This is a genomic window from Nakamurella sp. GG22 (genome assembly GCF_052976845.2).
Window position 1 is genome coordinate 121,776 of the sequence record NZ_JBRIIO020000014.1, and the last position, 13,068, is coordinate 134,843.

The window sequence follows — 13,068 nt, forward strand, 5'->3', positions numbered from 1 at the left end:
CGGGGCGCGGGTGGCAGCCGGTTGTGACGGGTGCTGCTGGCCGCGACGTCCGCGTACGCTGCTCCCATCAGGAAGTTACCGACGAGTAACCAAGGCGGTCGGCCATGCCGGATCCCCGCTCGATGACGCTGCACGGCCACCGGCTGAGCTACACCGACACCCGCCCGGATCACGATGCCTGCCCGGACGCCGCAACCGCGCCGCCGCCGGCCACGACGATCCTGTTCGTGCACGGGCTGATGAGCTCGTCGCAGACCTGGTCGGACCAGACCGGACGGCTGCACGGGCGCCGGGTGATCGCACCCGACCTGTTCGGGCACGGCGAGTCGGCGAAGCCGCCGGGCGACTACTCGCTCGGCGCCCATGCCGCGACACTGCGCGACCTGATGGACGAGCTGGAGGTTCGCACGGTCACCGTGGTCGGCCACTCGCTCGGTGGCGGCGTCGCCCTGCAGTTCGCGTACCTCTTCCCCGACCGGGTGGACGCGGTGGTGCTGGTCAGCAGCGGCGGCCTGGGTAAAGAGGTCAACCCGCTACTGCGGGCGGCCACCCTGCCGGGCAGCGAACTCGTGCTGCCGCTGGTCGCCTCGAGCTGGCTGCACGGCGTCGGCGACACCGCACTGCGGTACTGGGGGAAGCTCGGGCTGCCGCCGATCAGCCCCAGTTCCGACGAGGCGTGGCGCAATCTGTCCACCCTGGCGGACGGGCCGACGCGGACGGCGTTCCTCGCGACCAGCCGTTCGGTCATCAATGTCGGCGGGCAGACCGTCGCCGCCCGCGACCGGTTGCCCGGACTCCGTTCCCGTCCCAGCCTGGTGATCTGGGGCGCCCGCGACCGGATCGTTCCGTCGTCCCACCTCGAGAACGCCCGCACCGAACTCCCGGACGCCCAGGTGGAGATCTTCGACCGTGCAGGGCATTTCCCGCACCTGGACGAGCCCGACCGGTTCGCGACCGTGCTGAACGGATTCCTCGACGGGTCCGTCAGGACGTCAGGCTCACCGGCCGGCGGGCCGGCAGCAGCAACGCCAACCCGGCACCGAGCAGGCAGATGACGGCCGTCAACAGGAAGATCTCGTTGTACTGGGTGAGCAGGGCCGCCGACACGGCAGCGTTGTACTCGGCGAGCTGCTCGGTGAACTCCGTCTCGCTGACGCCGAACGGCAGCGGAGCGATCAGCGTGGCGGTCAACTGACCGAACCGGTACAGGCCCCACCCGGTGAGGGCGGCCACCCCGACCAGCATCCCGGTCATTCTGGCCACCACCACGGCCGCCGAGGCCACCCCGTGCGAGGTCGGCGGCACCAGCCGGAGCACCGCGGCGGAGACCGGCGCGATCACCAACCCGAGACCGAACCCGGCGATGGCCAGGTCGGTGTCCGGAACGGGCAGCCCGAGGGGGTGCTCGGCCGCCAGCAGGTCGGCGGGCCAGCGGGAGATCAGCAGGTATCCCCCGGCGGCCACGACCAGTCCGGTGACGGCGACCGGTCGCTCGCCCACCTTCGTACCGAGCCAGCCGCCGAGCACGGCGCCGACCGGCAGGAACACCAGGAATCGGGTCAGCAGCAGAACGGCGGGGCCCGAGTCAAGGCCCAGCAGCGTCCGGGCGAACAGCTCCACCATCACCAGGGTGACCAGCAGCGCGGCACCGGCGGCCATGCTGACGCCCAGGGTCGCCAGGAAGCGGCCCATCCGCACGCCCTCCGGGTCGATCAGCCGGACGCGTGCGCGGCGTTCCCAGAGGACGAACAGCACCAGCACGACCACCGCGGCAGCGAGCGACGGCACCCCCCAGGACGGCAGCACACCCCGCGCCGGGTCCGGGTTGTAGAGGCCCACCACCAGCAGCCCGAGACCGATCGCCAGCAGACCGCCGCCGACCAGATCGATCCGGCCCGCCGTCCTGGTCGTCGAACCGGGCGGCACCGTCAGCTGCACGACGAGCATGGCCAGTGCGGTGAGCGGCAGGTTGATCCAGAAGATCCACCGCCAGCTCTGCGGCTGCAGGTCCTCGGTGAGCCGCCACGCGTTGGCCGCTGCCGCGATGCCGACCCCATAAAGGGTCCCCAGCACACTACCCAGCTCTTGGGCCGCGCCGACGACACCCAGGGCGGTCGAGCGGCGGTGCTCGGTCCAGAGATCGGCGACCAGCGCCATGGTGATCGGCAGCAGCGCGCCGCCGGCCAGCCCTTGCAGCACCCGGCCCGCGACCAGCACCGGAACCTGATCGGCGACGGCGGTGACAGCGGACCCTGCCGCGAACCCGACAAGGCACAGTTGGAGCACCGGCCGGCGGCCGAGCCGATCGGAGAGCTGCCCGAGCAGCGGCATCCCGGCCACATAACCCAGGAGGAACCCGGTGACGATCGGCGTCGCCCGTTCCAGCCGGTTCACCGGGATGCCGAGGTCGCGCACCATGTCGACCAGGACGCCGACCACCACATAGGCGTCCAGCGCTGCCAGCAGGACGGCTGCGCCAGCGGCGCTGATCGCGAGCCGGCGGCGGCCCGTCACCCCGGTGGGCTGATCGTGACGGGCTCGTTGAACTCGGAGAGCTGCACCGTGATGGTGGCCGGCGTGCCGCCCGCGCCGTTCACGGTGAGCTTCGCCGACGTCAGCAGCGAACCGGACATGGAGATGGTCAGGACCGCCGTCACATCGGTCGTGATGCCGGGCACCAGGCCGGCCGCGACGGCGGCCGGGACCGTCCCGCTGACCTGCCAGGCGTCACCCTCGGTGCCGGTGATGGACGCGTTTTGCACCGAGGACAGCACGGCGGCGACACCTGTCTCCGGATTCAGCAGGACGGACGGGTCGTAGATGTTGCCGGCCAGTGCGGACGGCACCTTGGCGAAGCCGCCGGTGGCGCCCTTGAGATAGAGCTCGCCGCTGACCAGCGCGAACTCGACTTCGACGAGCTGGCCGAATTGGCTGATGGTGCCCGATCCCTGGGCGTCGCCGGTGGCGGTCAACTGACCCTCGGCCTGCTGCACGGGTACCGCGGGCAGCTCCCCGTCGACGGTGAGGACGAAACGTGCGCTGGTCACCGCCGCCATCGCCGCGGCCGAGTCGGTCAGCAGGGTGTCCACGGACGGGGTGACCGCGGTGGGAGTGGCGGTGTCCGTGGTGGACGTGCAGCCGGCGACCGCCAGCAGGAGCGCCAGGCAGACGGTGATCACGATCGGTCCGCCCGCTGCCCGTTGTGCCGCCTTGGTGATCATGGTCGGGATCGTATCGGGCTCGCCACTCCTAGCCCTGTTCCGGAGAACGCCAGAGGCGCCGACCGCCGGTACGACAGCGGTCGACGCCTCTGGATGTCATCCGAGGGGTGGGATGACGGCAATGTGGTGTCTTGGTGCGGTGGTGCGGTGATGCGGTGGTGCGGCTCAGCCGAGGCGCAGGACCTGGCCCGGGAAGATCAGGTCCGCATCGGAGATGACGTCGGCGTTGGCCTTGTACAGGGCCTCCCAGCCGCCGTCGACCCCGTTGGTCGACGCGATCTTGAACAGCGTGTCGCCCTGGGCGACGGTGTAGGTGCCGTCCGCTGCGCTGGCCGGGGCAGCGGCCGGCTCGTTCGAGCTGGAGTCGCTGCTGCTCGAGTCGTCGCTGTAGCTCGCATCGCTCGAGCTCGAGTCGTCGCTGTAGGTGCCGGCGTCGCTCGACGAATCGGTCGACTCGGTGCTGCTCGAGTCGTTGCTGCTCGAGTCGTTGCTGCTCGAGTCGTTGCTGCTCGAGTCGTTGCTGCTCTCCAGCGGCGCACGGGTGCTGCGATCCGCAGCCTGCGGCGCGTCGTTGCTGGCGGGCGCGCTGCCGGCACCCGAGTTACCGCCCGGGGCCTCCTGGCCACCGGCATGGGCGCAGGCCCAGGCTCCCCAGCCCTGGCCGGCGAGGGTCTTCTCGGCAACGGCGATCTGCTGCTCGCGGCTCGCGAGGTCGGCGCGCGGGGCGTAGTCCTGGCCACCGTAGGCATCCCAGGTGGACTGCGAGAACTGCAGGCCGCCGTAGTAGCCGTTGCCGGTGTTGATGGACCAGTTGTTGGTGCTCTCGCACTGGGCAACTGCATCCCAGGTCGACTCGGGGGCGGCAGACGCCGACCCGGCGAAGCCGAGTGCTGCGGCGCCGGCGACAACGCCGACGGTGGCTCCGCGGAGCGCGTACACGCGTGCTGCGGAGGGCTTGCGGTGGCGTCCGGTGAGACGTCGGTTCATGGTGTGTGTTCCCCTAGCTGCGCCTGCGAGGTGAGCTGTCGGGTTCGGGCGCGACGCATCCGTGGTGGTGACCGGATGTGTGCAGGGGATCGCCCGTCCAGCCCCGCTGGTCAGAGTCCAGTGGGCCGGATTAACCCCAAGGGAGCCGTGGCTCCCGCAATAGTGGTTTCCCCGCTGCTGTCCAGGCCTTTCCTGTTCGTGGGTCTCCGGGACAAATAGGACAGCACTCGGCGCGAGTCCCGGAGGTTTTCGTGGTAGGACCAGTGCGATACACCGGCCGATCCAGACCATACGGACGGCTCCTGTGAAGTCCAGAGGCCGAATACCGACATAACGGAATGATAACGATCACCCATGAGCCGAGAAAAACCGCGTTTCCGCAGATTGCTTGGGGTGCACCAGGCACGCGTGGTCTGCCGTGCTCTGGACAGCAGATTTCGCCGAATTTCACCCGATCGGGGGAACGTCAGCCTGGTCTCGGGAGCTGTTGCGCGGCACGGGGTCACAGCTGATCACGCGGTCGGCCGGGCAACGACCCGGCTGACCCAAACCCATCCGCTCGGCCGTGATGCACCGGGCCGTGATGCACCGGGGCGCCACGCAGCGGGCAGTCATGCACCGGGCCGTCATCCATCGCGACGCAACCACTCGTTGCACCCCGCTCACCGAACCGGAGCCGACAACTGATGGCCACTGCCCCGCGCAGCACTGTCGACAAGCTGCTCCCCGGACTCGCCCAGTTCCGGGGCTACCAGCGCAGCTGGCTCCGCGGGGACATCGTGGCCGGCTTCACCGTCGCCGCGTACCTCATCCCGCAGGTGATGGCCTACGCCGAACTCGCCGGCCTCCCGCCCGTGGTCGGCCTGTGGTCGATCATCGGACCGCTCGCGGTGTACACGTTCCTCGGGACGTCCCGCCAGCTGTCGATCGGCCCGGAGTCGACGACCGCCCTGATGACGGCCGTCGCCCTGATGCCGATCGCCGCCGGTGATCCGGGCCGGTATGCCACCCTCGCCACCACCCTCGCGCTCGCCGTCGCGGGACTCTGTTTCCTGGCCAGGTTGGCCAGGCTCGGCTTTCTGGCCGATCTGTTGTCCAAACCGGTGCTGGTCGGGTACATGGCCGGCGTCGCGGTGATCATGATCGCCAGCCAGCTCGGCAAGATCACCGGCGTCAACGTCACCGGTGACGAGTTCATCCCGCAGATCGAATCGTTCGTCGCCGGCATCGGCGGCATCCACGGGCCGACGCTGGTGATGGGCCTGATCCTGGTGGTGATGCTGTTCGCCTTCAAGCGGCTGATCCCCACGCTTCCGGGGCCGCTGATCTGCGTGGCGCTCGCCGCAGTGGTCACCTGGGTGTTCGCCCTGCAGGAACGCGGGATCAAGGTGGTCGGCGACGTCCCCGTCGGGCTTCCGGTGCCGTCGCTGCCCAGCCTGGCCGACATGGCGATCCTGATCGTGCCCGCGCTCGGCATCACCCTCGTCGGTTACACCGACAACGTCCTCACGGCACGGGTTTTCGCGGCCCGGGCCGGGCTGGAGATCGACGCGAACCAGGAGTGGACCGCACTCGGCGCCGGCAACGCCGTCGCCTCGCTGTCGAGTGGCTTCCCGGTCAGCTGCAGCGGCAGCCGGACCGCACTGGGCGCCGCGGTGGGCAGCAAGACCCAGCTGTACTCGATGGTCATGCTGGGGTTGATCATCCTGACCCTGGTGGTCGCCGGCCCGTTGCTCGCCCTGTTCCCCAAGGCCGCGCTGGGCGCGCTGGTCATCTTTGCAGCGGTCAGCCTGATCGACGTCAAGGAGCTGCGGCGGATTGCCAAGTTCCGGCACAGCGAGCTCCTGCTGGCAGCGCTCACGACGGTCGCCGTGCTGGCGCTCGGCGTGTTGTACGGGGTGCTGGCAGCGGTTGCGCTGTCCATCCTGGATCTGCTCCGCAGGGTTGCCCGCCCGCACGACGGGATCCTCGGATACGTCCCCAAGATGGCCGGCATGCACGACGTGGACGACTACCCGCTCGCGCGTCAGGTGCCCGGGCTGGTCGTGTACCGGTACGACGCCCCACTGTGTTTCGCCAACGCGGAGGACTTCCGCCGGCGGGCGCTGGGTGCCATCGACATCGCCGGCGAGTCGGTCGACATCCACGGCCAGAGTCACGAGCCCGCCACGGTCGAGTGGTTCGTGCTCAACGCCGAGGCCAACGTGGAGATCGACATCACCGCCGCGGACGCACTGGAACAGCTCCGCCGGGAGGTCACCGGGATGGGCATGACGTTCGCGATGGCCCGGGTTAAGCAGGACCTGCGTGACGACCTGATCCGTGCCGGCCTGGTGGACAGCGTGGGCGAGCACCGAATCTTCCCGACGCTGCCGACGGCGGTCACCGCCTACCTCGCCGCGTACCAGGAACGGCACGGCCATCTGCCGCCGGGCGTCCGGGCACCGACCCTGCCGGGTGATCCAATGGAGGCCGACGACACCCCCCGCTGAGGCGGTTGGCGGGGCCGGCACGGGCGACCGGCAGAATGGTCCGATGCCTGTCCCCCGAGTGTTGTGCATCGTCCTTGCCGGCGGCCGAGGATCGCGTCTCGGCCCGCTGACGACAGGCAGGGCCAAACCGGCGCTGCCGGTGGGGGGCAACTACCGGCTGATCGATCTCGCGCTGTCCAATGCGGCGCACAGCAGCCTGATCGACGTCTGGGTACTCGAGCAGTACGAGCCGCACCTGCTCAATGAACACCTGTCAGGCGGCCGGCCGTGGGATCTCGACCGCACCCGTGGCGGCTTCCGCACCCTGCCCCCCTTCGAGGGTCACGACACCGACGGTTTCGCGGACGGGAACGCCGACGCGCTGGCCCAGAACTGGCCGGTGATCTCGGCTTTCGACCCGGAGGTCCTGCTGGTCTGCAGTGCCGACCACCTGCTGGCGATCGACTACCGCGACGTCGTCGCGACGCACCTCGACTCGGGCGCCGACGCCACTGTCGTCTCGACGAAAATGCCTGCGGGCAGCGATGTCTCGCGGTATCTCGTGGTCGATGCCAAGGGTGGCGAGGTGCGCTCCGTCGACTACAAGCCGGACAAGCCGCGCGGCCGGTACGTCGGCACGGAGATCTTCGCCTACCGCCCCGACAGCCTGCGCGACTGCCTGCGCGAGCTGCAGAAGGAGGGCGGTGAGCTCGGCGACTACGGCGAACGGCTGCTGCCCAGGATGCTGGCCGGCGGGAAGGTCGCCGACCACGAGCACCACGGTCACTGGCGCGATCTCGGCACGCCGCAGTCCTACCTCGACGGCCAGCTGGAACTGCTCCGGGACCGCCCGCCGATGAGGCTGGACGACCCGGACTGGCCGATCCTGACCTCGATGCCGTCCAGGGCCCCGGCCCGGGTGCGACGCGGCGCGGAACTCGAGCGGACGTGGCTCTCCCCCGGCGCCGACGTCGCCGGCACGGTGGTCAACTCGGTGATCGGCCCGGGCGTCCGGATCGAGGCCGGCGCCGAGGTCAGGCACTGCGTGATCATGGGCGATGCGGTGATCAGGGCCGGGGCCAGGGTGAGCCGATCCGTGGTGGCCGACTACGTCACCATCGGGCGCAACGCGGTGGTCGGCGCGGTGAACGCGACCCATCCAGCGCTGATCGGGGCGCGCCGGAGGATCCCGGCCAACGCGTCCGTGCCACCCGGCACCGAGGTCGAACCGACACAACCGCGGGACCTGTTCGCCACGACGCGCTAGCGTGAGCGCGTCGCGGGCCCGCGATCACGACCGGCCGGACGGCCACGGCCCCACCGCGCAGTTTCGAGGGAGTTCCCGCATGGCAGCGCCTGGCAGCACAGCAGCCCCTGGCAGCACAGCTCACCGGCACGTCGTCCTCGCGACCGCGGACAGCGAGGCATTCTCCTCGCTGCGCCGCCGCCCGACCGCCCGCTCGGACCGTTACCGGATGGGAAAGGCGCTGCGCCAACAGGTCCCACGCAGCTCGCTCGGAAGGTGGGAGCCGCCGGCGGACCGCCCGGACCCGGTGCAGCAGATCAACGAGTCGCACGAGGGACGCGAGGAGTGGCTGATCCCGCTACGCGTCGGCCGGATGACGGCCAGCCCGTACGGCTTCCTGCGCGGGACAGCTGTGGTGATGGCCGAGGACGTCGCCGGGCTGCCCGCGACCGGCATCACGCCGGTCATCTGCGGTGACTCGCACCTGGGCAACTTTGGCTTCTACGCCTCACCGGAACGCGACCTGGTGATCGACCTCAACGACTTCGACGAGGCGCACCCGGGCGGCTGGGAGTGGGACCTGCGCCGGCTCGTCGCGAGCATCTGGGTCGCCGGCCGGCAGAACGGCGCCACCGAGCAGGACTGCGAATCGGCGGTGACCCAGTGCGTCGCCGCCTACCGCACCGAGGTGGCCGAACTCGCCGGCATGCCGTTGCTCGCCCGGTCCTACCAGCGGGTGGACGTCGACAAGCTGCAGGACACCACATCCCATCAGTCCCTGCGGGAGGAGATCGTCCGGGCCGCGAAACGGGCGAGGACCCGGACGAGCGACCGTGCGCTGCCCCGCTTCACCCAGGAGTCGCAGGGCCGGCGGCGGATCGTCGAGGACCCGCCGCTGATCACCAGGGTGAGCGACGACGACGCCGAGATGCTCGCGCAGGCGCTCGACGAGTACCTGGACACGCTCGCCCCGCACTGGCGACGCGCCCTGGGCGGCTACACGCTCGTCGACATCGCCCACAAGGTCGTCGGGGTCGGCAGTGTCGGTCTCCGCGCGTATGTGGCGCTGCTGGAGGGCAGCAGCCCGGACGACGTCGTGTTCCTGCAACTCAAGCAGGCCCGGCGGTCGGTCCTGGCGCGGTACGTCCACGGCGAGTCCGCGTGGCACGCCCACCAGGGGCAACGGGTGGTCGAGTACCAGCAGGCGCTGCAGACCGTCAGCGACCCGCTGCTGGGCTGGACGAGCGCCGGTGGGCGGCAGTACTACGTGCGCCAGTTCCGGAACATGAAGGGCACGGTGGCGCTGGATTCGATCGACGGCGCCGCCCTGGCCGACTACGCCGGGATCGTCGGGCACCTGCTGGCCAAGGGCCATGCGCGGACCAGTGGAGCGTCGATGATCGCGGGCTACGCCGGCAACTCCGACAAGCTCGACACGGCACTGGCCCGGTTCGCCCGGCTCTACGCCGATCAGACCGAGAAGGATCACCAGGCGCTGGTCACGGCGGCGGAGCGGGGCATCGTGCCGATCGAGCGCGGCATCTGACTCGAGCGCGGCATCTGAATCGAGCGCTGCGCTGACTCGAGCGTGGAATGTGAAAGGGTCCGGGGACGGACAACCCCCGGGCTGCTCCTGCCAGATCGTTCAGCAGGGCCGACTGGACTAATGTCGGCAGCCCGGGGGCCGGTGACTGTCCGGTTTTGCCAGACCGATCCGGTCCGACGGTGGGAACGGCGGCCTAGCGGCCAGCCACCTCACGTGTCCGATACGTCATCAACGTGGGACCACCTCCTTCCTCGTGTACCGCCGAAAGTACGTGCTCCACCCGCGGTGTGCAACGACTTTCACCCGGCAGCGAACATTGCCGGGAGGCGACAGGTGTCAGCGCTGGTCGTACTCGTCGATGACGTGAATCGCGGCTTCCTCGGCGGACGCGCCCGCGCCGTCGATCCCGACATCGTCGGCCACCAGGTCCTCTTCGGTGTCGGCCAGCCCGTCCGAGCTGGAGTCCACCAGCCGCCCGGAGCGGACACCCCCGACCTCCTCACCCGACTCGTCGAACAGGTTGGTCTCGTCCTGCTCCCAGACCTCGGGCTCCTCGGCGGACAGCAGTTCGTCCAGGCTCTCGCCGCGCTCCTCCTCGGCCTCCGTCGGCACGTGCACCGACGGACGGCGGTCGGGCGGGGAGAAACCCCTGTCCAGCATGTCGTCGCTGCCATCGCCCAGCGTGTCGCCCTCGGTCAACTGATCGGTCACCCGGTCGTCGACGTCCGGGCTCGGCTCGGTCTCGTCGATCTGGCTCATCGGTGTATCCCTTCGCATGGTGATCAGGTTGGTGATCAGATTGGTCATCAGGTTGGTTCCTTCGCCCGCCGGTTCAGCCGGTGGGCCCCATCCACGGTAGTCGTCCGGCGGGGACCCTCAGGCGCCGAGCAGGTAGAGCAGGCCGGCCACCAGCACGGCGACAGTCAGCACCACCGAGGAGATGACGCAGGCGATCCCCAGGAACCAGATCCCGCGCAGCCGGCCCGGCAGCAACGGCTGGAGTTCGGGCCGGTCGGTGATCTGCGCGAGCACGCCCGTCATCTGCACGCCCCGCCAGAGGCCGCCCAGAATCCGCAGCGGCCGCGACCGGCGCACCACCTTCGCGGCGACCTTCCCGGCAGAGACGTTGTGCACCAACTGATCCCACATCTCCCGGCCGGTGATGACGCCGGCCAACGCGTCGGTCAGCGCCGCCGGGTCGTCGGCGACGGCCAGCAGCTGCCGGCGTCGCAGGCCGAACCAACCGGCGAGCAGCAGCCCGACCCCGCCGAGCAGCAGCCAGAACGGATCGTCGGGTCCCCATCGGAGCATGCTCACCACGATGACCGCGACGGCCGGCACACCGGCCAGCAGCACGACGGCCAGCGTCGGGTAGCGGGTGGCCCTGATCAACGGCACGAGCAGCGCGACCAACTGCTTGAGCGCCTGATCGCGGGCGTTCGCACCCGCGGCCATCGCCCGGCGGGTCCTCGACACCTGCGCCGGCGCGTCGGCGGCCAAGGGTGCGGGGAGTTGCTCCGGCATCTCGACCGTGGGCTCCGCGGGCTCTGCCGCAGGAGGTTTGCTCAGCGAGATCCGCTCTCCGGGGAGGTCCTGCGCGTCGGGCCCCGTCATCCGACCATCGTCCCGTCCGCCGGGCACTCGTCCTCGCCCGCCTCGGCCGCGCGGCAGTTCTCCGCCGTCAACCTGGCACCGACCGCCTCACCGATATCGGCCAGGACGGCCAGCTGCTCGGGCGTCAGGATGTCGATCACGTACTCCCGAACCGCCCGCACGTGGCCGGGTGCGGCTTCCTCGATCGCTTCCCGCCCGGAGTCGGTGACGGCGACCAGCAGGCCACGGCCGTCGGTCAGGCATTCGCGCCGCTCCACCAGCCGGCGGGCCTCCATCCGCTTCAGGTGGTGGGACAGCCGGCTCTTCTCCCAGCCGGTGGCCCGCCCCAACTCCCCCGCCCGCAGCACGCCGCCATCCGCCTCGGTCAGCACCACCAGGATCTCGTAATCGGCGCTCGACAGTGCCGAGTCACGCATCAACTGCCGGTTCAGCGCGGCCGCCAGCGGCGTGCGCAGCTGATGCAGCGCACGCCAGGCCCGCGCCTCCGACGGCGTCAGCCAGCGGGTTTCCGTCATGGCACCGCACCCTACTCAGCACGGAGTACCCGGCAGGCCGTTCGGCGTGCCGGGTCCCGGGCCGGATCGTCAGTGCTCGTGTTCGGGGATCTGATGCTCGAAGACCGGGACGTCGCCGACGATCGGGTTGGTCCGCCGCGACGGCGCCAGGTACTTCGTCGACAGGTTGACCAGGGTGGCCAACCTGTTCCGGTTGCCCAGCAGCATGACGATGTGCACGAACAGCCACGCAAGCCAGGCCAAGGTGCCGGTCAGCCGAATCGACTTCCCCTTGGCGACGGCGATGTCCGCGATGGCCGCGCGGCGACCGACCGTCGCCATGGTGCCCTTGTCGTGGTAGTGGAACGGGTGCGTCGGGCGTCCGGTGACCAGTGCGGCGATCTGCTTGCCCGCATGCTTGCCGCCCTGCAGGGCCGGCTGCGCCAGCTGCGGCAACGGGTCCGGCAGCAGGGCGACGTCACCGATGGCGAAGATGTTCTTGAAACCCGTGACCCGCAGATCGCTCTCGACGCTGATCCGGCCGCCACGGCCCTGCGGCAGACCCCAGGTGCCGACAACTTTGGGCACCGCGACACCGGTCGCCCAGATCACCACGCCGGCCTTGAGGAACTCCCCGCCGCCGAGCACCACTCCATCCTTCCGCACCTCTTGCACGGAGGTGTTCAGCCGCAGTTCGACGCCGCGCTCGCGCAGTGCCTTCGCGGCGAACTCGCGCAGTGACGGCGCGAACGGCGCCAGCACCTTGTCGGCCATCTCGACCAGCACGATGTGCGTACGCCGCGGGTCCAGCTCGGGGTAGATCGATGCCATCGCATCGTTGCGGAGTTCGGCCAGCGCGCCGGCCATCTCGACGCCGGTCGGACCGGCCCCGACCACGACGATTGCCAGGTCCTCACCGGTGTTCGAGGCGGCCGCGTGCTCGAGGTTGGTGAAGATTTCGTCGCGCAGCTTCAGCGCCTGCTTGCGGGTGTAGATGGCCCGCGAGTTCTCCTCGGCGCCCTTGGTACCGAAGTAGTTGGTCGTGGCGCCCGTCGCGATGACGAGGTAGTCGTAGTCCAGCGTCCCGCCGTCGTGGAACGTGATCAGCTGCTCGTCGGTGTCGATGCCGGTGACCTCGCCCTGACGGAAGCTGACGTTCTTCTGGCGCATCCGGGTGGCGCGCAGGAAGAAGGTCACGTCGCCGGGATTGAGGCCGGCGGTCGCCACCTGGTACAGCAGCGGCTGGAACGCGTTGTAGGTGTGCCGGTCGATCAGGGTGATGTCGACGTCCGACTTCCCCAGGGCCCTGATGGTGGTCAACCCACCGAAGCCGCCACCGATGACGACCACATGGGGACGCCGACGCGCGGTCGACGGGCGGGCGGGGGTGCTCGGTTGGGTCATCATCGTCCTCGGGTTGACGCGTGCCGGATGTGGTGTGCGCCGCCGTGTCGCACGGCTGCCACTCGGGCGGGCCGGATGCGGCGTG

General features: G+C 70.1%; 11 protein-coding genes and 1 riboswitch. Of the genes, 4 read left to right on the forward strand and 7 right to left on the reverse strand.

Features of this window, described 5'->3' with window-relative positions:
• Window positions 1-104 precede the first annotated feature (104 nt).
• Window positions 105-1,055: an alpha/beta fold hydrolase gene (locus ACVBEQ_RS15495; protein ID WP_447154205.1), complete on the forward strand. Its 951-nt coding sequence runs from the start codon at window positions 105-107 to the stop codon at window positions 1,053-1,055.
• Here the strand turns inward: ACVBEQ_RS15495 and ACVBEQ_RS15500 are convergent.
• The 3 genes from ACVBEQ_RS15500 to ACVBEQ_RS15510 all read right to left on the reverse strand — a co-directional run bounded on the left by ACVBEQ_RS15500 (window position 985) and on the right by ACVBEQ_RS15510 (window position 4,208).
• Entirely contained in the window at window positions 985-2,514 is a 1,530-nt protein-coding gene (locus tag ACVBEQ_RS15500) for an MFS transporter (protein WP_447154206.1), read from the reverse strand. The two genes, ACVBEQ_RS15495 and ACVBEQ_RS15500, sit on opposite strands and share 71 nt — an antisense overlap.
• Window positions 2,511-3,221: an LppX_LprAFG lipoprotein gene (locus ACVBEQ_RS15505; RefSeq protein ID WP_447154207.1), complete on the reverse strand. Its 711-nt coding sequence runs from the start codon at window positions 3,219-3,221 to the stop codon at window positions 2,511-2,513. Before ACVBEQ_RS15505 ends, ACVBEQ_RS15500 begins: the two co-directional genes overlap by 4 nt.
• Window positions 3,222-3,386: 165 nt before the next feature.
• Window positions 3,387-4,208 carry a transglycosylase family protein gene (locus tag ACVBEQ_RS15510; RefSeq protein WP_447154208.1) on the reverse strand — a complete coding sequence of 274 codons (822 nt, stop codon included), beginning with the start codon at window positions 4,206-4,208 and terminating at the stop codon, window positions 3,387-3,389.
• 6 nt (window positions 4,209-4,214) lie between these two features.
• Window positions 4,215-4,406: riboswitch (cyclic di-AMP (ydaO/yuaA leader) on the reverse strand.
• A 488-nt stretch (window positions 4,407-4,894) separates the two neighbouring features.
• Here ACVBEQ_RS15510 and ACVBEQ_RS15515 point away from each other — a divergent pair.
• The 3 genes from ACVBEQ_RS15515 (at window position 4,895) to ACVBEQ_RS15525 (ending at window position 9,471) form a co-directional block, all read left to right on the forward strand.
• A complete protein-coding gene (locus ACVBEQ_RS15515; RefSeq protein WP_447154209.1) occupies window positions 4,895-6,700 on the forward strand; it encodes a SulP family inorganic anion transporter in 1,806 nt (601 codons plus the stop codon).
• A 43-nt stretch (window positions 6,701-6,743) separates the two neighbouring features.
• Entirely contained in the window at window positions 6,744-7,946 is a 1,203-nt protein-coding gene (locus ACVBEQ_RS15520) for a glucose-1-phosphate adenylyltransferase family protein (RefSeq protein WP_447154210.1), read from the forward strand.
• A 79-nt stretch (window positions 7,947-8,025) separates the two neighbouring features.
• Entirely contained in the window at window positions 8,026-9,471 is a 1,446-nt protein-coding gene (locus ACVBEQ_RS15525) for a DUF2252 domain-containing protein (protein WP_447154211.1), read from the forward strand.
• Between the two features lie 336 nt (window positions 9,472-9,807).
• Here the strand turns inward: ACVBEQ_RS15525 and ACVBEQ_RS15530 are convergent, their stop codons facing one another.
• The 4 genes from ACVBEQ_RS15530 to ACVBEQ_RS15545 form a co-directional block, all read right to left on the reverse strand.
• The gene (locus ACVBEQ_RS15530; protein ID WP_447154212.1) at window positions 9,808-10,278 is read right to left on the reverse strand and encodes a DUF5709 domain-containing protein; all 471 of its coding nucleotides are present in this window, start codon (window positions 10,276-10,278) and stop codon (window positions 9,808-9,810) included.
• Between the two features lie 69 nt (window positions 10,279-10,347).
• A complete protein-coding gene (locus tag ACVBEQ_RS15535) occupies window positions 10,348-11,085 on the reverse strand; it encodes a hypothetical protein (protein ID WP_447154213.1) in 738 nt (245 codons plus the stop codon).
• Window positions 11,082-11,600: a MarR family winged helix-turn-helix transcriptional regulator gene (locus ACVBEQ_RS15540; RefSeq protein WP_447154214.1), complete on the reverse strand. Its 519-nt coding sequence runs from the start codon at window positions 11,598-11,600 to the stop codon at window positions 11,082-11,084. Before ACVBEQ_RS15540 ends, ACVBEQ_RS15535 begins: the two co-directional genes overlap by 4 nt.
• Window positions 11,601-11,669: 69 nt before the next feature.
• On the reverse strand, window positions 11,670-12,983 hold the full coding sequence (locus tag ACVBEQ_RS15545) for an NAD(P)/FAD-dependent oxidoreductase (RefSeq protein ID WP_447154215.1): 1,314 nt from the start codon (window positions 12,981-12,983) through the stop codon (window positions 11,670-11,672).
• Window positions 12,984-13,068: the final 85 nt, after the last annotated feature.

Coding starts and splice junctions, on each gene's coding strand:
- ACVBEQ_RS15495 (WP_447154205.1), top strand. CDS start 105: ATGCCGGATCCCCGCTCGATGACGCTGCACGGCCACCGGCTGAGCTAC.
- ACVBEQ_RS15505 (WP_447154207.1), bottom strand. CDS start 3,221: ATGATCACCAAGGCGGCACAACGGGCAGCGGGCGGACCGATCGTGATC.
- ACVBEQ_RS15510 (WP_447154208.1), bottom strand. CDS start 4,208: ATGAACCGACGTCTCACCGGACGCCACCGCAAGCCCTCCGCAGCACGC.
- ACVBEQ_RS15515 (WP_447154209.1), top strand. CDS start 4,895: ATGGCCACTGCCCCGCGCAGCACTGTCGACAAGCTGCTCCCCGGACTC.
- ACVBEQ_RS15520 (WP_447154210.1), top strand. CDS start 6,744: ATGCCTGTCCCCCGAGTGTTGTGCATCGTCCTTGCCGGCGGCCGAGGA.
- ACVBEQ_RS15525 (WP_447154211.1), top strand. CDS start 8,026: ATGGCAGCGCCTGGCAGCACAGCAGCCCCTGGCAGCACAGCTCACCGG.
- ACVBEQ_RS15530 (WP_447154212.1), bottom strand. CDS start 10,278: ATGACCAATCTGATCACCAACCTGATCACCATGCGAAGGGATACACCG.
- ACVBEQ_RS15535 (WP_447154213.1), bottom strand. CDS start 11,085: ATGACGGGGCCCGACGCGCAGGACCTCCCCGGAGAGCGGATCTCGCTG.
- ACVBEQ_RS15540 (WP_447154214.1), bottom strand. CDS start 11,600: ATGACGGAAACCCGCTGGCTGACGCCGTCGGAGGCGCGGGCCTGGCGT.
- ACVBEQ_RS15545 (WP_447154215.1), bottom strand. CDS start 12,983: ATGACCCAACCGAGCACCCCCGCCCGCCCGTCGACCGCGCGTCGGCGT.